The sequence below is a fragment of the Pseudomonas orientalis genome, assembly GCF_022807995.1.
Taxonomy (GTDB): Bacteria; Pseudomonadota; Gammaproteobacteria; order Pseudomonadales; family Pseudomonadaceae; genus Aquipseudomonas; species Aquipseudomonas orientalis_B.
On the sequence record NZ_CP094351.1, the window covers coordinates 2,959,674 to 2,981,415 of the forward strand.

Consider the following 21,742-nt stretch of genomic DNA (forward strand, 5'->3'; position numbering starts at 1 on the left):
TCATGCGCTGTTGGATCATAGGGCCATCAACAGGAGACGATCATGCTTGAACTTCGACCCTTCAACACCCTGGGCGGCGCCCATCACGGCTGGCTTGACGCCCATCATCATTTTTCATTTGCCGAATACCATGACTCCGAGCGCATGCACTGGGGCAACCTGCGCGTCTGGAACGACGACATCATCGCGCCGGGCACCGGTTTCCCGCAGCACTCGCACCGCGACATGGAGATCATCACGTATGTGCGAGAAGGCGCCATCAGTCATGCCGATAACCTGGGCAACAAGGGCCGCACCGAGGCTGGCGACGTGCAGGTGATGAGCGCCGGCACCGGGATCGCCCACAGCGAGTACAACCTGGAAGCCACGCCGACCAAGATCTTCCAGATCTGGATTATCCCGAATCAGGCCGGGTTGCCGCCGTCCTGGGGCGCCAAGCCGTTTCCACAAGGTAGTCGCGAAGGTTTCGTGACCCTGGCCAGCGGCAAGGCCGGCGACACTGAAAGCCTGCGCATTCGCGCCGATGCGCGCTTGGTGGCGGCTAATCTGAAGGCCGGCGAAACGGCCGAATACCGGCTGGACAGCGGGCGACGTGCGTACCTGGTGCCGGCAACGGGCGCGATTGAAGTCAATGGCTTGCGTGCGCAAGCTCGAGACGGCGTGGCAGTTGCCGATGAGCAAGTGTTGCGAGTGACGGCGGTTGAAGACAGTGAAGTCGTACTGGTCGACCTGGCCTGAGCCAAAGTCTTGCTGGCATCTAACTGATGCCAGTCAGTCAAGCGCACACCGCCGCTTGTAGGAGCGAGCTTGCTCGCGAAAAACGGCAACGATAACGCGTGATTCCTGAATAAACGCGGTGCCTGTGAGTTTTTCGCAAGCAAGCTCGCTCCTACACAACGCAGCCGCGCCCACCCGTACCCACGATGCGAAGCGAGCCGCTCTTGATCTTGATCTGCTTTTGATCTCAGGCGCCCCGTTAAACCACGCTGGCCGAACGCAGGTTTGAATCCGTGGGCAACCCGGCAGGACGCCGGGTTAGCCGCACTGGGCCAGGGATGGCCCATTGCGGCGGCCCACGGATTCAAGCCGGAGTGAGCAACCGTGTCGAAATTCAAGCCATTTCTGCGAAATGTTTTTGATCGCGGACCATGGCATTCAGGATCGTCAGTAGCTTTCTCATACACGCAACCAGCGCCACTTTCTTCGTCTTCCCTGTAGCAAGCAGATGGTTGTAGAACCTCTCGATCACCGGGTTGTGGCGCTTCGAGGACAAGACAGCCATGTAAAGCACACTTCTCACCTCAGCTCGACCACCCCATATCCTTCTACGGCCTTTGTACTGGCCGCTATCGCAGTTAAAAGGAGCCACACCAACCAATGCAGCCACTTGTTTACGATTAACCTTGCCAAGCTCCGGAACCATCGCCAGCAGCGATAGTGCGAGCACGTTGCCAACACCTGCGACTTCGCGCAGCAAATCATAATTGGCCTTCCAGACCGGGGAAGCCTTGATGGCCTCGTGCAAGTCATCGTCTGTGCTTTTAAGGCGCTTTTGAAGCCAGATGATATGTGCCTTGATGTCTCTTCGAAGTGCCTTGAATACCGCCTGCTTTAGCCGAGACTCCTCCGCCACGATCATGTCGATGAGTTGGCGGCGTCGAGTGAGTAGGTCTGCCAGCTCACGAGCGTGTTCATCTGGTATCTCTCGAATCTCGGGTTTGACCGCCTGAGCAAACTCCGCAATCACCTGGGCATCCAAAGCATCGGTTTTAGCCAACCGACCGGTAGCTTTGGCGAAATCACGCACCTGACGAGGGTTGACGACAACGACTGGTAGTCCTGCAGCGCAAAGCTCCGCAGCCGCAAGCCGCTCATATCCCCCAGTCGCCTCCAACACCACCAAAACCGGGTCCTGAGCCTTGAGATGTTTAGCTAAACGATGGATATCTTCTTGAGTATTGAAAAACTGTTCGACTTGGCCAGTCGTGCTGACAAATGAGTCGAGCTTGTTTTTGGAAACATCAATTCCGACGAACGCAGAGTTATGATCCATGGCGTTTTCCTCACGTCCAACCTTGCAGAATCGGGCTTTGCGCCCAGGCAACCGTTCGGACTAGTTTAGAAAAGAACCTGCTTCGACCCATGCTCACTCACGATCTCGAAATCTGAGGGCACAACGGTCTGAAGCAGGTGAAAATAATCTTACAAGGGAACACCGAGCCTAGGCGAGGTGCCGAGTGGTGGGGCAAGAGCGTTTTGCTTACTTTTGCGCTTTTCAAAAGTGAGCCGCTGTAAAAGCGGAACCCTAAGTAGCCGTTACCGCAGAAACGGATATGTACTCGATCTGATCCAACATCCTGGTCGGCCCAGAGGCCGCCATCGGGGGCAAGCCCCCTCCCACATTTGGACCGGGATCGACACAAAAGCCCGGTCGACCCAGAGGCCATCGGGAGCAAGCCCCTTGTGTCTTGAGTCAGGATTAGACTGAGGGTGAGAGCGGTGAGTAGCAAGCTGAATGCCCCGAGTGCTTAAAGCACGTGTGGGAGCCCACGCTGCTACTCACCTCTCCGCTCTGGACATGAGCCCGAACAGTTGAACGAGCCCACCTCGAACAGTTACAAGCGTGGGCCAAGCCAGAGCGCTCTCACTCTAAGTGTAAGAGGGTTTGGCAATGTTTTCCTACTCTGCAGGCATTGATGTTTCCAAAGACAGTCTTGAGGCTCGGATTCATTTACTTGAAGCTGGGGTAAGCTGTTCCAACACTGAAAGAGACTTACCAGCGTTGATCGGGTGGCTAATGCTTTACCAGGTTAGTCGCGTGTTGGTGGAAGCCACGGGCGGTTACGAGCGCAAAATCGTCAAAGCGGCTCAGGCTGCCGGCCTTGAGGTTATGTGCGTTAACCCCCGTCGTGCCAAAGAGTTTTCCAGAGCGATGGGCCAGAAAGCCAAAACCGACCCGATAGACGCAAAGTCTCTGGCGCACTATGCAGCCGTTCTAGACTCGCCAAGTGCCCGAATCAAAAGCCCGGAACACGACAAGCTGCGCGCGCTGGTCCAGCAGCGGGAACATTTTGTTCAGCAAAGAGATGACGACAGACGACGCCTGAAAACGGCTTCCTGCGATGCGGTAAAGCCTGCATTGCAGAGCCATATCGACTATTTGAACACGGCAGTGGAGGCGATAGATCGACTGATTCGTCAAAGTGCGAACGAGCTAGATAGCGAAAAGGTGGCTCGACTGTGTTCAGTCAAAGGAATTGGTCTGGTTACTGCCACCAGTCTTATGGCTTACCTGCCTGAGCTGGGGGAGATTGGAGGGCGCCCTATCGCGGCATTAGCGGGCCTCGCTCCGTACAACAACGACAGCGGAAGGCATAAAGGTGCACGCCACATTAGTGGCGGAAGGTTTTCAGCTCGTCGCTCACTTTACATGGCCTGTTGGGTGGTCATCCGGGACCAGCCAGAATTCGGGACTCGATATAAGGCGCTACGTGATAAAGGGAAATGCGCCAAAGTCGCGTTGATCGCCTGTATGCGCGTTTTGTTGGTACGCCTGAACGCGATGCTGCGCGACCGTACTGAATGGAAAGAGCGTACCGCTTAGCGCGGTAGCAGCTATTTCCTCCAACATGGCACGACTTAAGGCTGTGGGAGTTTTGCTGTCTATGAAAAATGACTTCTGAATTGAATCCATTAAGACAGTTGCTCCCACATTTTGATCTCCGGGGTGTCAGTTACTCGGAGATCGCGCCGTCTACCAGCACCTGGGCTTCTTGCACCAGCTGCTTGAGGTGATCTTCGCCGATGAAGCTCTCGGCGTAGATCTTGTAGATATCCTCGGTGCCCGATGGACGTGCGGCGAACCAGCCGTTTTCGGTCATGACTTTCAAGCCGCCGATGGCCTGGTTGTTGCCGGGCGCATGGCTGAGGACCTGCTGGATGCTTTCCCCGGCCAGTTGCGTGGACGTGACCTGCTCCGGCGCCAGTTTACCCAACAGGGCTTTTTGCGCCGGCGTGGCCTTGGCATCGACGCGGATGGCGAACGGCTCGCCGAGGGCGTCGGTCAGGCCGCGATAGAGTTGACTGGGGTCCTGGCCCTTGCGCGAGGTCATTTCGGCGGCGAGCAGGGCCGGGATCAGGCCGTCCTTGTCGGTACTCCAGACGGTGCCGTCCTTGCGCAGGAACGAGGCGCCTGCGCTTTCTTCGCCACCAAAGCCCAGCGAACCTGCAAACAAGCCGTCGGCAAACCACTTGAAGCCCACCGGCACTTCGTACAAACGACGACCGATACGCGCGGCCACACGATCGATCAGGCCGCTGCTGACCACGGTTTTGCCCACGGCCGCATCGGCGCGCCACTCGGGGCGATTCTGGAACAGGTAATCGATGGACACCGCCAGGTAGTTGTTCGGTGCCAACAGCTCGCCGGACGGGGTGACGATGCCATGACGGTCGTGGTCAGGGTCGCAGGCAAACGCCACATCGAAGCGCTCCTTGAGGCCGATCAGGCCTTGCATGGCGTAGCTCGACGACGGGTCCATGCGGATCTGGCCGTCCCAGTCGACGCTCATGAAGCGGAAGGTTGCGTCGACTTCGGTGTTCACCACTTCCAGGTTCAGCCGGTAGTGTTCGGCAATCGCCGACCAGTAGCGCACCCCTGCTCCACCCAGCGGATCGACGCCCAGGCGCAAATCGGCGCTGCGGATGGCATCCATGTCGATCACATTGACCAGGTCGGCCACGTAGCTGTTGAGGTAATCATGGCGGTGGGTGGTATCGGCCTTGAGCGCCTGGGCGTGAGTGATGCGCTTGACCCCGGCGAGCTTGTTGGCCAGCAGTTCGTTGGCCTTGGCTTCGATCCACTTGGTGACATGGGTATCGGCCGGGCCACCGTTAGGCGGGTTGTACTTGTAGCCGCCACTTTGCGGCGGGTTGTGGGACGGCGTGATCACGATACCGTCGGCCAGGCCGCGGGTGCGGCCACGGTTGTAGCAGATGATGGCGTGGGAAATCGCCGGCGTCGGCGTGTATTCGTCGCCTTCGGCAAGCATGACGTGCACGCCGTTGGCAGCGAGTACTTCCAACGCACTGGCGCCGGCCGGCGTCGACAGTGCGTGGGTATCAAGGCCGACGAACAGCGGGCCGTCAATGCCCTGGGCCTCGCGGTACAGGCAGATAGCCTGGCTGATCGCGAGCACATGCCATTCGTTGAAGCTCAGCTCGAACGAATTGCCACGGTGCCCGGAGGTACCAAACGCCACGCGCTGGGTGGAGATCGCTGCATCAGGCTGGCCGGTGTAATAGGCCGTGACCAGTCGCGGGATATCCACCAGCAACTGGGCTGGTGCCGGCTTGCCCGCAAAAGGACTGATAGTCATGCATAAACCTCGGAAAATGAGTATTCGGAAAAATGACAGTTTACGGGGACTTGGACTACTGCGCGACGGTATCGATCCCATAACCGATACAGAAATTTCATACACATCAAACCTGTGTCTGCTGCAGCGCCCCGGCCAATGTATCCAAGGCAATATCCAGATTCGGATGACCGCTGAACGCATGACTCAGGCGCATGTGCTGGTGGTGCAGGCCGCTGAGGCTGAACAGCTCGCCGGGGGCGATCACCACCTGCTGCGTCAGCATGCGCTGGAACACCTGATGCATATCCACCCTCGCCGTCGACTGCAACCAGAAACTGGCGCCGGCGACGGGCATTCGGTAACTCACCCGCCCCTCCAGACGCGTATCCAGACGATGGCTCATGGCCTGGGCTTGTTCGTGCAGCCGTTGGCGTAATGCCTGCAAATGCTCGTCAAATCGCCCGCTGTCGTACAGGCGTGCAATGGCCCGCTGACGGATCGACGACAAGCGGAAGGCGCGCAACAGAAACTGGCGCTGCAATTCGCAGCTCAATTGCCGCGACAGCACAAAGCCAAAGGGTGCTTCCGGACCGAGGATCTTTTCGAGTGACGAAAACACCACCAGTCGCTCGGGGTTGACCAGGTGTCGCAAAGCGGTTGGGGACGGCAGGAAGCTCAGTTCGCCAAAGGTGTCATTCTCCAGCAGCCAGCACCCGGATCGATCCAGCAGGTGCGCCACCTGCAAACGCTCCTGTAGCGACATCACGTTGCCTGAAGGCATGCTCACCCCCGACGACAGCAGCACCAGATGCACCGGCTCGTGGCGCAGCAGGTGTTCAAAGGTGGTCAGATCGAAACGGCCATCGGCGCCCCAGGGTATTTCGATAACCTGCACGCCGGCGCCCTGTAACAGGCGCAGAACCAGGTAATCGCAGGGTGACTCGACCACCACTGCGGTGCCCTTGAGGCCCAGGGCATCAATCAGAATCTCCAGAACACCGCGCAGGTCGGCCCCGACATACACCTCATCGGCCTGCCAGCAGTGCGTGGGCGACGCGGTATAGCGTGCCGCCAGCGCCGCACGCAGCTCCCAGACCCCGCAGGGCTGCGAGCGGGTTTGCAGATGGTGCGGATAGCGGCGGATCAATTGGCGCTCCAGCGTCAGCAATGCCCCGTCCAGCGAACCGAGCAGCGCCGGTTCATCGCCACTGAGCACCACCATGGCCGGTCGCCGCGCCGCGGCGTACAAGCGCTCGAGCAAGTCCGCACTGGTCGGCATCTGGGCGTTGGCAGCCACCGGCCAGGCGAAGTAACCGGACTTGGCCACGGAGTAGATCCGCCCCTCCTTCTCCAATATCGAGTAAGCATATTGAATCGTTGAGATTGACACCTTCAAACGGGTCGACAGTTGCCGCAGGGAAGGCAGCTTTACCGGCGTTTCAAGGCTCACTTCATGGATCAGGTTGATCATGTAGCGATAGACCGCCTGATAGGCAAAATCCGCTTGCCGCTCGCCTCGCAGCTTCATGAATGTCCACCCGGGGTTGCATGCACCGGCACGCTGCTAGCGCCCCGACAGTTGCGCAATCTGCGCATGCGCCCTTGCCCCGCGCCGTTTGCGCGCCTGAATGCCACGGCCTGCCTGGTGCGGCCGCTTGCGGTACAGGTGCTGGAGCAGAGGCAATGACAAACCACTGGTATCAACCAGCCATTGCTCAAGCATGTCCGCAGCGGGCTTGCCCTGCAGCGCTTTATGCAATTCGGGAAGCCCAACCAGCATGCCAGGGTGACATTGACGCAGGTAACCTTCCAAGCGTTCGCCATGATGGATGAAGGGCGAAAACAACAGGCACGTCAGTTGGGCCTCGTCCAGGCCAAAGAAACCCTTTGCGCAGGTGGTCGACAACACGCGCCCATCGTGGCTGCCCATCTCGTCGATCAAGCTGCCCGGGATATGCCGGCGCACCATTGCATCCCTAGCCTGGCGCACAAATGCCTGGACGCCTTCCTTGTAGGACAGCTCCCGCAGACACTGGGCCTGCAGCCCATGCAGATGGGCCATGAGCAAGGGGTTGGGATAATCGGGATGACTGAAGTGAAAGTCGAACGGGTCCGGCTTGTGGGCCAGGAACTCGGTGAGCAGCGGTGCCGAGCCAACGTCAACCTCATCGAGCAGATCGGCAACCCCGATATAGGCCAGGTGGCGATGCCCGCCACTGCCCAGGCCTTCGGCTTCCACATAGTGCTCCCCGTAGAGGTCACGGTAGCAACCGGTGCTCCATTCCTGCATGCGTGAGAACAGGATATTGAGCGTCGCCGGGCGGCGCGGTGGCACAGTGACGCCTGCACCCAGGGCTGCGCGCTTGAGCCAGGCCAGGTACTGGCTTTGCTTGCGCGGCGCATCACCGCTGACCAGGGCGTGCACGCCGCCGTTCCAGGTGCTGACACGCTGGTAGAAATCCCCCAGGGCCAGGTAGGTATCGTTGCACAGCGTTGCGCGTACATCGCCGGAGGTCAGGTGCCCGATCATCAGCATATTGCGTTGGCTGGCCCCACGACCGGCGCTGGAGGCAGGCCGTTGATGATGGAAAGGTTGCACCTCGTGGTTTTCCACCATCAACAGTTCCACGCGTGAATCATCGTGGAAAAACAGTGCGCTGTAGCCGTCATTCAGGCTGTCCAGCGTTGCCTGGGTCATACCTGCATGCCGCAGCGTCGCTACCCGCAGGTGGAAGGTCTTGGGCGCACGGCCTGCGATGCTCAACTGGGCCGCCCGCAGCAACGCCAGGGTATAACTGCTGACCTCGCCGCCGCCGTGAGCGATCATTACTTTGTAGTGACCTACTTGTTCCATACCGCCCGCAGCCACCACTATTCGCTGGATCAACAATTGAAGTGCAGTCCGTTCGGCGCGAGTGAAGTGCCCCATCAAACGTTGCAGAACTTGGTGATATACATAGTTCATGGCTTGATCGTGAATTGCGCTCATTGTTCTACTACCTGAGTTGAAATATCAGCTTCAAGCAACTTTTTGATGTCGTTGCTTGACCCATTACATCTGTAGGTTTGCCTTTCGCTGCGCGACACAAGAATAATTAAACATTAGCACCTGGCAACAAAATCACCGGAGCAGGCACCTGAGCGACATGCAACCCAACCCATGCTCAGGCCGTCTACCTCAGGGCGGTGTGTGGTCGCGTCGAGCTCCCTAGGAACGCGCCTACAGCCTCCTACAGCAATGTGGCTAAAAAACTAGCGAAACATCTGACAATATTAAATTGCCCACTTAATCCTGCTTCTTGCAACAAGAGTGAATGTTTGCAGTGTGTTTTCGACAGCCAGGGTATCGCCTGGTTAGTTCGCTGTTGCGAGACAGTAATGTCCAATAGCTAATCATTGCTCAATCCTTGAGATAACCGTGAGGCCACAATTATCGGCACTCACATAATGATTAATAGATACAGAACAACGCAGGAAAGCAGTTCAGATGATCCGCAGCGCGAACTTCTGTAGCGCCCACACGGCAGCGCCGCGCTGGATTTCAGGGCGGCGTAAGGGCCAAAGGTATTGTTTGCGGGGCGTATCGCCGCCGGAGTGGCTCAACCCTGGCGCGGGTTAAGCCCTGACAAATGGCGCATCTGCCCTATGCGCGCAGACACTGGAGTATTCATTTGCGAATACTCCTACAGCTCAAACAGCTTCGACCTGCAACGCGACCCGTTCGCGGCATGGGCATTCATCCATGTAGCGATGGGCTTCGACAAACTGGCTGAACGGAAACACCGTGGTTTTCAGCGGCACCAGTACCCGGTCGGCAGTCAACTGGTTGATATCACGCAAGGCACGTTGCAGTGCTACCTGGTCCTGAATGATGCCCAGTTCCGGCTTACCGGTGAAGTTGCCGATGCAATGCACGAAGAACTGAATATTCTTCTGGAACGCCGCACACGCGGGGAATGGTGTCTGGTTACCACCCTGCAGACCGTACAACACAAGACTGCCACGTGGCGCCAGCACATCACCGAGCAGCGACATCTGTGGCCCGCCGAGGCCGTCGAACACCACATCGACGCCACGATCACCGGTGATTTTGTTGATCTGCATGAGCAGGTCCTGCTCTTCGGTGACGATCACTTTTTCCGCACCAAGGGACAGCAGATACTCGCGCTCGGCGCTGTCCTTGGTCGCGGCAATCACTCGTACACCCAGGGCTTTGCCCAACTGCACAAACGAAGGCCCGGAGCAGTGGCTGGCATCGGTCACCAGGGCGAACTGCCCGGGTTTGACCCGCGCCAGATCCATGTAGGCAAAATAGGCAATCAGCAGCGGCGTGTAGTGCACGCTGGCCTCGATGGGGCTCAAGACATCCGGATAACGGGTCAAAGCCGAACGCGGCAGCACGATCTGCTCGCCATACACCGGGTAATCGTTGGGGCTTTCGGCTGGAAAACTGGCGACCTTGTCGCCCACCGCCAAGTCGTCCACGCCGTCGCCCAAGGCGACCACCACACCCGCCATTTCATGACCAAGGCCAGACGGCAGACGTGCATGGGACGACGCCAGGTTCTGGCGCCACAGAATGTCGTACCAGCTGATACCAATCGCGTCGACACGCACCTGCACTTCGCCCGGTGCGGGCTGCGCGGCTGCATGCTCTTCGCATTTGAGCACCTCGGCCGGACCAAACTTGTGAAAACGAATCGTGCGGGACATCGCAAACCTCGTCAAAGTAACCTCTAATGCCATGAACTCTATCTGGGCTTTACGGGTAAGGCCACCGGTCGCCATTAATAGTCGACATGCCTGTCATTGATTCGCATGTGAGGAATAGACCTCAGCTAACGTAGGAAAACTCAATTATCCGGTGCAGAGTACCAGCCTTTCCCCGTAAGATTCATGCCGGTCATGCTTCAGAGTGGAACCTTGGAGGTTCTTGATATGGCCGCTCTCGTCAAGTTCGCTGACTCTTCCAGGACACAAGATGAACCGTAACGACCTGCGTCGTGTCGACCTTAACCTCTTGATCGTATTCGAAACCTTGATGCATGAGCGCAGTGTGACCCGCGCCGCCGAGAAGCTGTTTCTCGGCCAGCCGGCCATCAGCGCAGCCCTGTCACGCCTGCGCGGGCTGTTTGACGACCCATTGTTCGTACGCACCGGGCGCAGCATGGAGCCGACGGCCCGCGCTGTGGAAATCTTCGCCCTGCTCTCCCCGGCGCTGGACTCGATCTCCACCGCCGTCAGCCGCGCCGCCGAGTTCGACCCGGCCACCAGCACCGCCGTCTTCCGCATCGGCCTGTCCGACGACGTGGAATTCGCCCTGCTGCCGCAACTGCTCAAACGCCTGCGCGCCGAAGCACCCGGCATCGTGCTGGTGGTGCGTCGCGTCAACTACATCCTGATGCCCGGCCTGCTCGCTTCTGGCGAGATTTCCATCGGCGTCAGCTACACCGCCGACCTGCCGGCCAACGCCAAGCGCAAGGTGCTGCGCCGCAGCCTGCCCAAACTGCTGCGCGCCGACAGCGTGCCCGGCTCATTGAGCCTGGACGACTTCTGTGCCAGGCCGCATGCCTTGGTGTCGTTCGCCGGCGACCTGAGCGGGTTTATCGATGAAGAACTGGAAAAACTCGGGCGCAAACGCCACGTAGTTCTCGCCGTTCCACAGTTCAACGGCCTGGGGACGTTACTGGCAGGCACAGACATCCTCGCCACCGTGCCCGATTACGCGGCCGACGCCCTGACCTCGGCCGGTGGCCTGCGCGCCGAAGACCCGCCGCTGCCGGTGCGGTCGTTCGAACTGCACATGGCCTGGCGCGGGTCGCAGGATAATGATCCGGGGGAGCGGTGGTTGAGGTCGCGGATTCAGATGTTTTTTGGCGACCCTGAGAGTCTTTAGGCGTCGTAAGACAGGCTGTTTATTTGATCAATTCTGCCTTTCCCAGCTCCTGCCCGCAGAGACTGTCTACCGTTCGGCCCACAAGGCGGTCAGAGACAGGTAAAACGCTCGACGCGATTGCTTGCCCGATCTGACGTGGCGCAAACGCAAAAAAGTCCACACCCGCTGGGGCGTGGACTGTTTGAATCGGCGGTTACTGTTTGGCGTGTTTCACCTGCACTTCAGGCATCGCCGAGGAGTGGTGGTTGAGGATTTTCCATTGATCGCCAACCTGCTCGTAGACGAAGGTATAGCGTGCCTGCACGTGGCGGATCTTGCCGTTCGCCTCGGTCAGGGTGAAGGTGTAGACCCCGCTGTCCATCGCCACGTTAGTACCCAGCTGGCGGATCTCACGGTAGTTGATCTGGCCTACCGGCTTGAGCATCAGGAAGTGGTCGAAGTAGTCCGTGATCTGCTCCGGCGTGACACGCACCTGGTTGGACACCGTCGGCTGCAACACCGCGCCCGGCGCATACAGGTCGACCACTGTCTTGACGTTACCGGTCTGCAAGGCACTGTTCCAACGGTCAAACAACCCGGCAATCTCACGATCTTTCGCATTGGCAGGCGCCTGGACCACTTCGCGGTAGACATAGGGTGACGTCTCGGCAGCCTGCACGAAGGGGGCGCTCAAGGCGAACAGCACGGCGATCGACACGGTTTTGAAGTTCATTGGGATGCTCCTGTTGTGGATGAGCACACTTTGCCAATCGCCTGCCCGCCCGCCATCGGCCAACCGGAGTTATTTAACTATGCCATTTGGCAGATGGCGCCCCGCCCGCTCAACAAGGTTTAATAGTCCGCCTCGCGCCCGCGAGCCTGTGACACCGGAGCCCAAGCATGCAAAACACGCCACACGATCCCGGTAGTGCCCTGGCGATCCGCGCGCATTATCGACAATCGGAAAGTCGCACCGCGCGTTTGCGGTTGCTGGTGGATACGGGGCAGGCATTGCCGCAACTGGCGCCTGATGCCATGCGCGAACGCGTGTTGGCGCGGGCATGCGCGTTCCTTGCAATGGACCACGGGCTGATTCAGGAGTGGGATGCCGAGGGATGCGTCACTGTCACGGCACGCCATGGCAGCCAGCATCGATTGAGCAGCCTCAGCGCCGTTGCCGATCGCCGCTTACGCACACCGTGCTGGCTGGAGCTGCCGGGAAGCGCCCTGCCCAGCGTGTTGCAAGTGCCGCTGCGCGGCGGCGATGGTGATGCCTTTGGCGTACTGATACTGGGCAACAGGGTCAGCCTGCGCGCGCCAGACCATGAAGACAGTGAATCCCTGCAACTGCTCGCCACGCTGCTGGCCGCGCACCTGCAAAACGAACGATTGCTGACCACCCTCAAAACGCGGGACAGGACGCTGTCCGACCTGGTCAACCGACTGCTGCGCGCCCAGGAAGACGAGCGCAAACGGGTGGCTTACGACCTGCACGACGGCCTGGCGCAAACCCTCGCCGGTTTGCATCAGCGCTTGCAAGGGTTCGCCGGCCGTTGCCCAGCGCTGCCGGGCACACTGAACGCGGACCTGCAGGCGATTCTGACACTGGCCCAACACTCGGTAGGTGAAGGCCGGCAACTGATCGCCGGCCTGCGCCCGACGGTGCTGGATGATTTCGGCTTGTTCAAGGCGCTCGACAAAGAGGCCGACCGCCTGCGCGAAGCCGCTGTCAGCGTGCAATGGGTCACCGCCTACGAGGGGCGCTTGCCCAGCCAGGTGGAAATTGCCTTGTTCAGGATCGGCCAGGAAGCCATCAACAATGTCCTCAAACATGCGCAGGCCAGCCATGTGCAACTGGCGTTGGAGTTGCGCGAGGACCAGGCGTCACTGCAGGTAAACGACAACGGCAAAGGCTTTACCCCAGGCCAGCAACTCGACAACGAGGACGCCCAGCACCTGGGCCTCGCCACCATGCACGAACGCGCCAGCCTGCTGGGTGGCCAGCTCAATTGCGTCAGCGCGACCCACTGCGGCACCCAACTGCACGCCCGCGTACCGGCCTATCTGAACGGAACATTGCAATGAATGCCGTATTACGTCTGGTGCTGGCGGATGATCATGAAGTCACGCGTACGGGCTTCGTCGCGTTGCTGGCCGGCCATCCGCAGTTCGAAGTGGTCGGCCAGGCCCGTGATGGCCAGCAAGCGGTGGAGCTGTGCGAACAATTACTGCCTGACATTGTTATTCTCGATATTCGTATGCCGGTGCTCAATGGTCTCGGCGCCGCCCGCCTGCTGCAACAGCGCCTGCCGGCCATCAAGGTAGTAATTTTCACCATGGATGACAGCCCCGACCATCTGGAAGCCGCGATGAATGCCGGCGCGGTGGGCTACCTGCTCAAGGACGCCAGCCGTAACGAGGTGATCGATGCCTTGCAACGGGTCGCCGCTGGTGAAGAAGCGCTCAACAGTGCGGTGAGCGCTCGCCTGCTGCGACGCATGACCGAGCGCAACGCCAATGGCGTGACGGCAACGGAAAACCTGACTCCACGGGAGCGTCAGGTGCTGGGGCTGGTCGCGAACGGGATGAGCAACCGGAAAATCGGTGAACACCTGGGGATTACCACCGGCACCGCTAAAGCCCACGTCGAACGGGTGATCGGCAAACTCGGTGCAGCCGATCGCACCCAGGCCGCCGTGCGGGGTATCGCGCTGGGCCTGGTAACCCAGCCATGAGGGTATTCTACGCCAGGCGATGGGCCGACTTGCCCCTGCGCGGCAAGGCGCTAGTGGTGATTTCACTGCCGCTGGTGGTGCTGTTGTTGTCGTTGGTGCTGATCTACATCACCGAGCGTCAGACAGCCCGCGCTGAAGAGGACGTTCGCCGCGTGCTGCGGGTGCAAGGCGATATCCGCGCCGTGCACACCCTGCTGGCCGAAGCCGCCGCCAGCGTGCGCGGCTACCTGCTGACTCGCCGCGATGATTTCCTGCCGGGCTACCTCAACGCCAAGCCGCAGATTGAGTCCGCTCTGCGTCGACTCGACGGCGATGTTCGCGATCAACGGGTGCGCGAGCAACTCGCGTCGATCACGCCGCTGATCAACAGCAAAATCGATGGGCTGGAGGACATGCTCAACGAGCCGACGACAAGCCCTGGGTCGATTACCAGCATTCTCGTCAGCAACAAACACATCCTGGATGCCTTGCGTCAACATATCGGCACCATGCTCACCCTTGAGGACTCTTTGCTGGCTGAGCGCACGACGGCCGCGGCCGAGACGCGCCAGCGGCTGCTGCTGTCCACTTGGCTGGCGGCCATCTGCGGGCTGTTTGGCGCAATCGTCGCGGTGCTGTTTCTGTCCAAGGGCATTGTCGCCCGGGTGCAGCAAGTACAAGGCAACGCGCAACGCCTGGCACTGGGGCAACCGCTGCGGCCGCAGCCGCCGGAAAACGACGAGATCGGCCAATTGGGTACGCGGTTGGTGGAGGCCGGCTTGCTGCTGGCCGAGCGCGAGCGTGCGTTGCGCGAGAATGAAGAGCGCTTGCGGCTGATCATCGATGGGGTCAAGGACTACGGGATCTTTGCCCTCGATATTGCGGGCTATGTCACCAGCTGGAACGCCGGTGCGGAGCGGATCAAGGGCTACACCGAACAGGAAATCATCGGTCAGCATTTTTCGCTGTTCTACCTGCCACAGGAATGCCCGCAACACCCGGCCATGGCGCTGGATGAAGCCACCCGCAAGGGGCATTACATGGAAGAAGGCTGGCGCCTGCGCCAGGACGGCACACGCTTCTGGGCCAGCGTGGTGATCACGGCGCAGTTCGATGCGACCGGAGCCTTGCGCGGTTTCTCGAAGATCACACGCGACATCACCGACCGTCGCGCGGCGGAGATTGCGCTGGGCACCGCCCGCGAAGAAGCCGAACGTGCCAGCCGGGCCAAGAGCGAGTTTCTCTCACGCATGAGCCACGAACTGCGCACCCCACTCAACTCGATCCTGGGCTTTGCGCAACTGCTGGACCTGGATTCGGCGGCAGGGCAAAAAGCGCAAGTCGGTCACATCCTGCGCGCAGGCCAACACCTGCTGACGCTGATCAATGAAGTGTTGGACATTGCCAAGATCGAGGCGGGACGCTTGCCGTTGAACATCGAACCGATCCCTTTGGCGGGCACGCTGCAAGAAGCCCTGGCGCTGGTGTCACCCATGGCCGCCGATGCGGGCATCCAGTTGCAGGCGCTGCCCACGCTGGCGGCGGATATCGGCATCGTTGCCGATCGACAGCGCCTGACCCAGGTGCTGCTGAACCTGCTGTCCAATGCCATTAAGTACAACCGGCCTGAGGGCCAGGTGAGCATTGAAGTCAAGATCGAGGGGCAACGCATCGGCGTGTCCGTCTGCGATACCGGCAAGGGCATCGCGGCCAATCACATCGGGCAACTGTTCAAGCCGTTCGAGCGCCTGGGGGCCGACCCGAACGTCGAAGGTAGCGGCCTGGGCCTGGCACTGAGCAAAAGCCTGCTGGAAAAGATGAATGGCGGACTGAGCGTGCACAGCCAACACGACATCGGCTCACGCTTCACCCTGGAACTGCCCTTCGTGCGCGTACAGACGTCCAGCGACCTGGCCGCAGCCGTGATCGATACCACGCCGGTGCGCCCTGCCCCGGCGCTCCAGGGCAAGGTGGTGTATATCGAAGACAATCTCTCCAGCCTGGCGCTGATCGAAACCTTGTTGCACCGCAGGCCGGGAATAAAGCTGCTGTCCAGCATGCAAGGTCAACTGGGCCTGGACCTGGCCGCGCAGCATGCGCCGCGGTTGATTTTGCTGGACGTGTCACTGCCGGACATTGACGGCCTCACCGTGCTGCAGCGCTTGCGCCGATCTGCGATCACCCGGCACACCCCGGTGCTGATGATCACCGCCGATACCAGCGACCTCACCCGCCAGGCCCTGCACGACGCCGGTGCAACGGCGATATTGAATAAGCCGATTAACATCCCCGCGTTTCTTGCCCATCTCGACCAGTACTTTCCGGAGCCCACGTGAATCTCGACCAGCGCATTCTGATCATCGACGACCAACGCCCGAATCTCGATCTGGTGGAGCAATTGCTGGCGCGCGAAGGGCTGAGCAACGTACTGAGCAGCACTGAGCCATTGCGCACGCTTGAGCTGTTCAACAGTTTCGAACCGGACTTGGTGATTCTTGACCTGCACATGCCCGAGCTCGATGGCTTTGCCGTGCTGGAACAACTTAACCGGCGCATCCCCAACGGCGAATACCTGCCGATCCTCGTGCTGACCGCCGATGCCACCCGCGACACCCGCCTGCGCGCCCTGGCGCTCGGCGCCAGGGATTTCATCAGCAAGCCCCTGGATGCGCTGGAAACCATGCTGCGGGTGTGGAACCTGCTGGAAACCCGCGTGCTTTATAAAACCTTGCGCACGCTGGTGCCGGCAGATCAGATTGAGTTGTTGCAACGGCGCGGCTCAAAGGACGGCATCGGGCCCACTCACGCGGCGACGGCGCCCACCGCTATCCGACGCTGCTAGACGCGGATTCGCTTGATGTCGCGTTGCGGCGGCTCGCCAAGCAGGCCCATCAGGCGCCGCACGCAAGATAACAGGCACCCGGATTGCGAGGCAGGGTTGGGACGAACGAAAACCGCTTAAAAACGGCCGGCTGACAGCGCGCGGCTGAACCTAAGCTGAAGGCAATGCTTATCGGACTTAAACCGTTTGATAAATACCCGCGCCTGTTCAGATCATGGCGAGCCTGCCTTGAACCCTCAGGAATACGCCATTGACCTTGCCGATTCAGCCGTTTCTATCAGCCTTGGTGCTATCGACCGCTGTGCTGGTCACGCAGCCGTCTCTGGCGGCAAGCCGTGCCGAGGGTTTTGCCAAAGACGTGACCGGAGGTGGCCCGCTTGCGGCCGTGCACCCCGCCACGCCGGCCGAACTGAAAAAGGCGTTGTGTGCACGCTTCGACACCCGCGGCAACTGCACCGATGACACACCGCGTGTCATCGCCCTGGACCATACATTTGATTTTCGCGGTTCGGTTGTATCCGATGGCAGCGCCCAAGTCACGGAAGCCGGTTGCATGGCCAACGCCTGCCCCCACGGCGGTGGGCAATGGGCAATCGACGGCGCCAATCATTTTTGCCAGTCGAAACCGCCAGCCACGGTGACTTATGACAAGGCAGGCTTGCAGCGTTTGAAGATCGGTTCGAACAAGACCCTGCTGGGCGTGGGCCCCCATGCTGGCATCCAGGGCATGGGGTTGTTTATCGGCAGCGGCGCGCACAATGTCATCGTGCGCAACCTGGTCCTGTCGGACATCAATCCCCGTGTGGTCTGGGGCGGCGATGCACTCACGCTGGACGATGCCGATGGCGTGTGGATCGACCACAACACCTTTGCGCGTATCGGTCGGCAGATGATCGTGACCGGTTGGGGCAGCGCGACTCATGTAACGATCTCCAGCAACGAATTCGACGGCCGCACGCCCTACTCCGCAACCTGCGATGGTCATCATTACTGGGTATGGCTGTTTCTGGGGCATCACGACACCCTGACCCTGCTCAACAACTATGTGCATGACACGTCCGGGCGCGCGCCTCATTCCGGCGGCATGGGCAATGCCGAAGTGCACGCGCAACTGGTCAATAACGTGTTCGCCCATCTGACGTACCAGGGCGCGGTCATGTCGCGTACCGCCAGCTCCTATCTACTGGTGGAAGGCAATGACTTCGAAGACGTGTCCCATCCGCTGTTCAACGATACCCAGCAACCGGGCAGCGCGTATGCCCTCTTCACGCCCCTCCCACCGTCGCCCGACGAGGCCTGCCAGGCTGCGCTGGGCAGGCCCTGTGTCGCCAACCGGCAGCGCCTGAGTGGCGATGATTATCGTCCCCGGGATGCTTCTGTGCTGGAGGCGTTCCAGGCCTACCGTCAATACCTTGTTGCACCGCAGCCAGCCGACATTGCGCGAATTGGCGTGCTGCGCGATGCCGGGGCGGGCCACCTCACCCCTGGAAACCACTGATGCGACGTGTCCTGCTGCTAATGCTCTGCTCACTGGCGACGCCTGCCTTCGCCGGTTTCGGCTTCACGCGCACCGACTCCCGCATCGTCGTCGACACCGATGCACAGTTGCTGTTCAGCGTGGACACCCGCAATGGCGATCTGGTCTCCCTGCGTTATCGCGGCAGTGAATTGCAGACCACCGAACCCAAGGCCTCGCAGGTCGCATCCGGCTTGGGCAGCGCGCAGGTCGAGGCGCATACAGTGGGTGATGTGATCGTCATCAGCGCGCGGGCGGGTGATTTGATCCACTACTATCTGGCAAAAAAAGGCCGCGCGGCCATTTACATGGCGACCTATGCGCCCACCTTGCTGCCTGTGGGCGAGCTGCGCTTCGTGGCGCGGCTCAACGTCGGCAAGCTGCCCAAGGCTGCGCATGGCACCGATTCCAATGTCGGCACGGCAATCGAAGGCAAGGACGTGTTCCTGCTACCGGATGGACGCACCAGTTCCAAATTCTATTCGGCGCAACCGATGATCGACGACCCATTGCACGGTGTGAAAGGCCCGGGTGTCGCGGTGTATATGCTGATGGGCAATCGCGAGCTCAGCGCGGGCGGCGCGTTTTTCAAGGATATTGCCACCCAGAAAACCCCGGTCACCCATGAGCTGTACAACTACATGTACTCAAACCACACCCAGACCGAGCCCTATCGCGGCGGCTTGCACGGGATCTATGGGCTGCTGTTTACCGACGGTGATGCGCCTGATCCAACCTTGACCAACCTGGGTTTTATCGACAATCGCCTGGGCCTTGCGGGCTTCGTGGACAGCGCCGGGCGCGGCACCCTGGCCGGACACATATCCGGTGTGGCCGGTGCGCTGCCCGCAGTGGTGGGTTTGAGTAATGCCAACGCCGAGTATTGGGCACGCGCCGATGGCAGCGGGCGCTACGTCGTGACCGGGGTGAAACCCGGACGCTACCGAGTCACCCTGTACCAGAACGAGCTGGAAATCGCGCAGACCACCGCCCAGGTGAGCGCCGGCACTACCACGCAAACGAACCTGCAGGCACAGCCGCCGGCCGGCCAGGTGAAATGGCAAATCGGTATGCCCGATGGCACGCCGGCAGGTTTTCTCAATGCACACCTGCTGGCATCCGCACACCCCAGCGATTCACGCATGGCACCATGGGCCCCGGTCATCTACAGCGTTGGCAGCAGCCCTGTCGACGCCTTCCCCGCCGCGCAATGGCGCGACGTCAACAGCCCGACCCGCATCCAATTCGTGTTGGCCGCCAACGCGGTCAGGGATTACCGGTTGCGCCTGTTTATTTCACTGGCCCAGGCCGGCGGGCGCCCGGCGGTGAGCGTCAATCAGCACTGGAAAGCGCCTGTGCCTGCGGCCTCGAACCAGCCCGACAGTCGCGGTATTACCCGAGGCACTTATCGCGGCAACAACAGCGTGTTCGACGTCAGTATTCCGGCCGCCGCGCTGCATGCAGGAGTCAATACGCTGGAAATCGGCGTGGCGTCGGGCAAAACCGGAACGGGCTTTCTGAGCCCTGGTTTTGTGTTTGACAGCGTGCAGTGGGTGCAGCCGTGAACAGCCACAGTCGATCCGCTTACCCTGCCTGTCCAAGCCGGACGAAATGATCGATGGCGAATGGCAGAGTGTCCTGGGAAATATCACCCCTGTTTTTGACGGTGCTGCCGATCGGCATCGCTGATGCTCTGCGGCATTAACTCACGTTAAAAATCTCATTGATAGTTGATATCAACGAAACACAATTGCACGCCTACCAACTAGTCGGTAGCATTGTTTAAAGTTAAATCCAACGCACACAGTGAGAAGCACCATGCAAGACTGGAAGCAAACTCGCAAAGACATCAACGCTCGCCTGATGGAACTCAATGCACTCACCCCTGAAACCATGAAAGGCATGGCGGCACTCGGTAGCGCCGGGGCCAAGACCAATCATCTGGATGCCAAAACCCGAGAGCTTATTTCTCTTGCCGTCGCAGTGACCACACGCTGCGACGGCTGCATTGCCTTCCCTGCCGCCGAGGCGAAGAAAGTCGGCGTGACCAGCGAAGAAGTCGCTGAAGCACTGGGTGTGGCGATCAACATGAACGCCGGTGCCGCACTGGTCTACAGCACGCACGTGCTGGATGCGTTCGACAAGTCATAAGCCTGCGCTCACCCCTTCGACCTCGAGAGAACTCATGAATAAGCTGTTTGCTCCTTACGACTTATCCGGCCTGACATTGGCCAACCGTGTGGTGATGGCGCCAATGACCCGCACGCGCACTCCGGAAAACATTCCCGGCGATTTGACCGTGCTTTATTACGCCCAGCGTGCTTCGGCCGGTTTGATCATCACTGAAGGCCTGCCGGTGTCGGAAGAAGCCCGTGGCTATCTGTATACCCCAGGTCTTTACACCGATGAGCAAACCGCAGGCTGGCGCAAAGTCACGGATGCGGTGCACGCTGAAGGCGGCAAGATCTTCGCCCAACTGTGGCACGTAGGCCGTCTGTCACACGTATCGCTCCAACCGGGCAACGCGGCGCCCGTTTCGTCGGGCACCGTTCCCGCTACCACAACCATGGTTTACGCCTGGGTCGAACCTGGCAAAGAAGGCCCGGTGCTGCCAAGTCCACCGCGCGCCCTGACAACCGATGAAGTCCAGCGCGTTATCCAGGATTTTGTCGCATCTGCACGCAGGGCGATGGATGCCGGCTTCGATGGCGTCGAGGTGATGGCGGCCAATGCGTTCCTGTTCGATCAGTTCCTGAGCAGCAAACTGAATACGCGTACCGACCAATACGGTGGTTCCATCGCAAATCGCGAGCGCCTGTTGCTGGAAACCGTCGATGCCCTGGCCGCCGAGATAGGCGCAAGGAAAGTCGGCGTGCGGGTTTCGCCCTTCGGTCGAATTTATGACATGGAAGCTTTTGACGGCGAGGCTGAGGCCTGGATGAGCGTGGCATCGGCGTTGAACAACCGCGGTCTGGCGTATGTGCACCTTAACTACCAGACCACCATTTCTGCAGCCGGCACGCCTGAAGGCTTCGGCGCGGCATTCCGCGAGGCCTACCGTGGCCCCCTGATCGGCGCAGGCGGTTTTACCCAGGACCTGGCCGAACAGGAACTGGAAAAGGGTGAACTCGACCTGATCGCTTTCGGCACCGCCTTCATTTCCAACCCGGATCTAGTGGCGCGAATGAAGAACGGCTGGCCGCTGGCCAAACCAGATCCCTCCACGTTCTATGGCGTTATCGGTGCCAAAGGCTATACGGATTATCCGGAACACACTGCAACTCAGGCCTGATCTCACTTCAACATTGATGTCGAGGCTGAACAAAAGGCCGTAGAACAGGCACAACTGCTGGTGCTGCAGCCCCCTCTTTACTGGTACAGCTACGCGAGCACGCCGGGCAGATTAGATTCGATCAGCGAGCCTCAACCAGCTCC

At 60.1% G+C, this 21,742-nt stretch carries 17 protein-coding genes and 1 pseudogene; 12 read left to right on the plus strand and 6 right to left on the minus strand.

Annotation, left to right across the window (positions count from 1 at the left end):
- Nucleotides 1-42: 42 nt before the first annotated feature.
- Nucleotides 43-738: a pirin family protein gene (locus MRY17_RS13075; protein WP_191952879.1), complete on the plus strand. Its 696-nt coding sequence runs from the start codon at nt 43-45 to the stop codon at nt 736-738.
- A gap of 373 nt (nt 739-1,111) precedes the next feature.
- On the opposite strand, the gene MRY17_RS13080 is transcribed toward MRY17_RS13075, so the two are convergent.
- Nucleotides 1,112-2,053, minus strand: a complete 942-nt coding sequence (locus tag MRY17_RS13080; protein WP_191951590.1) for an IS110 family transposase — start codon at nt 2,051-2,053, stop codon at nt 1,112-1,114.
- 618 nt (nt 2,054-2,671) lie between these two features.
- Here MRY17_RS13080 and MRY17_RS13085 point away from each other — a divergent pair.
- Nucleotides 2,672-3,604, plus strand: a complete 933-nt coding sequence (locus tag MRY17_RS13085) for an IS110 family transposase (protein WP_191953738.1) — start codon at nt 2,672-2,674, stop codon at nt 3,602-3,604.
- Between the two features lie 130 nt (nt 3,605-3,734).
- Here the strand turns inward: MRY17_RS13085 and pgm are convergent, their stop codons facing one another.
- The 4 genes from pgm to MRY17_RS13105 form a co-directional block, all read right to left on the minus strand.
- Complete coding sequence (pgm, locus tag MRY17_RS13090) at nt 3,735-5,378, minus strand: phosphoglucomutase (alpha-D-glucose-1,6-bisphosphate-dependent) (protein ID WP_243352203.1); 1,644 nt, start codon at nt 5,376-5,378, stop codon at nt 3,735-3,737.
- A gap of 106 nt (nt 5,379-5,484) precedes the next feature.
- Nucleotides 5,485-6,888, minus strand: coding sequence for a PLP-dependent aminotransferase family protein (locus tag MRY17_RS13095; protein ID WP_181283286.1), 1,404 nt, complete (start codon nt 6,886-6,888; stop codon nt 5,485-5,487).
- Nucleotides 6,889-6,924: 36 nt separating this feature from the next.
- The gene (locus tag MRY17_RS13100) at nt 6,925-8,349 is read right to left on the minus strand and encodes a hypothetical protein (RefSeq protein WP_243352205.1); all 1,425 of its coding nucleotides are present in this window, start codon (nt 8,347-8,349) and stop codon (nt 6,925-6,927) included.
- 701 nt (nt 8,350-9,050) lie between these two features.
- Nucleotides 9,051-10,073 (minus strand): zinc-dependent alcohol dehydrogenase family protein, encoded by a 1,023-nt coding sequence (locus MRY17_RS13105; RefSeq protein WP_181283288.1) that lies wholly within the window; start codon nt 10,071-10,073, stop codon nt 9,051-9,053.
- Between the two features lie 268 nt (nt 10,074-10,341).
- Between MRY17_RS13105 and MRY17_RS13110 the strand changes: the two genes are divergently transcribed.
- Nucleotides 10,342-11,256: a LysR family transcriptional regulator gene (locus MRY17_RS13110; RefSeq protein ID WP_057722488.1), complete on the plus strand. Its 915-nt coding sequence runs from the start codon at nt 10,342-10,344 to the stop codon at nt 11,254-11,256.
- Between the two features lie 193 nt (nt 11,257-11,449).
- Here MRY17_RS13110 and MRY17_RS13115 read toward each other — a convergent pair whose 3' ends face one another.
- Nucleotides 11,450-11,968 (minus strand): SgcJ/EcaC family oxidoreductase, encoded by a 519-nt coding sequence (locus tag MRY17_RS13115; protein WP_124432644.1) that lies wholly within the window; start codon nt 11,966-11,968, stop codon nt 11,450-11,452.
- Nucleotides 11,969-12,135: 167 nt separating this feature from the next.
- Here MRY17_RS13115 and MRY17_RS13120 point away from each other — a divergent pair, with 167 nt between their 5' ends.
- The 9 genes and pseudogenes from MRY17_RS13120 to MRY17_RS26480 form a co-directional block, all read left to right on the plus strand.
- The gene (locus MRY17_RS13120) at nt 12,136-13,320 is read left to right on the plus strand and encodes a sensor histidine kinase (protein WP_243352206.1); all 1,185 of its coding nucleotides are present in this window, start codon (nt 12,136-12,138) and stop codon (nt 13,318-13,320) included.
- A complete protein-coding gene (locus MRY17_RS13125) occupies nt 13,317-13,970 on the plus strand; it encodes a response regulator (protein ID WP_243352207.1) in 654 nt (217 codons plus the stop codon). The genes MRY17_RS13120 and MRY17_RS13125 overlap by 4 nt, the downstream gene beginning before the upstream one ends.
- Entirely contained in the window at nt 13,967-16,285 is a 2,319-nt protein-coding gene (locus MRY17_RS13130) for an ATP-binding protein (RefSeq protein ID WP_243352209.1), read from the plus strand. The genes MRY17_RS13125 and MRY17_RS13130 overlap by 4 nt, the downstream gene beginning before the upstream one ends.
- The gene (locus MRY17_RS13135) at nt 16,282-16,791 is read left to right on the plus strand and encodes a response regulator (protein WP_124358528.1); all 510 of its coding nucleotides are present in this window, start codon (nt 16,282-16,284) and stop codon (nt 16,789-16,791) included. The genes MRY17_RS13130 and MRY17_RS13135 overlap by 4 nt, the downstream gene beginning before the upstream one ends.
- Before the next feature lie 283 nt (nt 16,792-17,074).
- A complete protein-coding gene (locus MRY17_RS13140) occupies nt 17,075-18,289 on the plus strand; it encodes a pectate lyase (RefSeq protein WP_243353937.1) in 1,215 nt (404 codons plus the stop codon).
- Entirely contained in the window at nt 18,289-19,872 is a 1,584-nt protein-coding gene (locus tag MRY17_RS13145) for a rhamnogalacturonan lyase B N-terminal domain-containing protein (RefSeq protein WP_243352210.1), read from the plus strand. Before MRY17_RS13140 ends, MRY17_RS13145 begins: the two co-directional genes overlap by 1 nt.
- A 253-nt stretch (nt 19,873-20,125) precedes the next feature.
- On the plus strand, nt 20,126-20,458 hold the full coding sequence (locus MRY17_RS13150; protein ID WP_243352212.1) for a carboxymuconolactone decarboxylase family protein: 333 nt from the start codon (nt 20,126-20,128) through the stop codon (nt 20,456-20,458).
- A 34-nt stretch (nt 20,459-20,492) separates the two neighbouring features.
- A complete protein-coding gene (locus tag MRY17_RS13155; RefSeq protein WP_181283293.1) occupies nt 20,493-21,599 on the plus strand; it encodes an alkene reductase in 1,107 nt (368 codons plus the stop codon).
- 6 nt (nt 21,600-21,605) lie between these two features.
- Nucleotides 21,606-21,689, plus strand: a pseudogene (locus tag MRY17_RS26480) (glutathione-regulated potassium-efflux system oxidoreductase KefF); the annotation flags it as partial.
- Nucleotides 21,690-21,742: the final 53 nt, after the last annotated feature.

Bases quoted from the DNA above. Each gene is read 5' to 3' on its own strand.
- MRY17_RS13075 (WP_191952879.1), top strand. From the start codon at position 43: ATGCTTGAACTTCGACCCTTCAACACCCTGGGCGGCGCCCATCACGGC.
- MRY17_RS13080 (WP_191951590.1), bottom strand. From the start codon at position 2,053: ATGGATCATAACTCTGCGTTCGTCGGAATTGATGTTTCCAAAAACAAG.
- MRY17_RS13085 (WP_191953738.1), top strand. From the start codon at position 2,672: ATGTTTTCCTACTCTGCAGGCATTGATGTTTCCAAAGACAGTCTTGAG.
- pgm (WP_243352203.1), bottom strand. From the start codon at position 5,378: ATGACTATCAGTCCTTTTGCGGGCAAGCCGGCACCAGCCCAGTTGCTG.
- MRY17_RS13095 (WP_181283286.1), bottom strand. From the start codon at position 6,888: ATGAAGCTGCGAGGCGAGCGGCAAGCGGATTTTGCCTATCAGGCGGTC.
- MRY17_RS13100 (WP_243352205.1), bottom strand. From the start codon at position 8,349: ATGAGCGCAATTCACGATCAAGCCATGAACTATGTATATCACCAAGTT.
- MRY17_RS13105 (WP_181283288.1), bottom strand. From the start codon at position 10,073: ATGTCCCGCACGATTCGTTTTCACAAGTTTGGTCCGGCCGAGGTGCTC.
- MRY17_RS13110 (WP_057722488.1), top strand. From the start codon at position 10,342: ATGAACCGTAACGACCTGCGTCGTGTCGACCTTAACCTCTTGATCGTA.
- MRY17_RS13115 (WP_124432644.1), bottom strand. From the start codon at position 11,968: ATGAACTTCAAAACCGTGTCGATCGCCGTGCTGTTCGCCTTGAGCGCC.
- MRY17_RS13120 (WP_243352206.1), top strand. From the start codon at position 12,136: ATGCAAAACACGCCACACGATCCCGGTAGTGCCCTGGCGATCCGCGCG.
- MRY17_RS13125 (WP_243352207.1), top strand. From the start codon at position 13,317: ATGAATGCCGTATTACGTCTGGTGCTGGCGGATGATCATGAAGTCACG.
- MRY17_RS13130 (WP_243352209.1), top strand. From the start codon at position 13,967: ATGAGGGTATTCTACGCCAGGCGATGGGCCGACTTGCCCCTGCGCGGC.
- MRY17_RS13145 (WP_243352210.1), top strand. From the start codon at position 18,289: ATGCGACGTGTCCTGCTGCTAATGCTCTGCTCACTGGCGACGCCTGCC.
- MRY17_RS13150 (WP_243352212.1), top strand. From the start codon at position 20,126: ATGCAAGACTGGAAGCAAACTCGCAAAGACATCAACGCTCGCCTGATG.
- MRY17_RS13155 (WP_181283293.1), top strand. From the start codon at position 20,493: ATGAATAAGCTGTTTGCTCCTTACGACTTATCCGGCCTGACATTGGCC.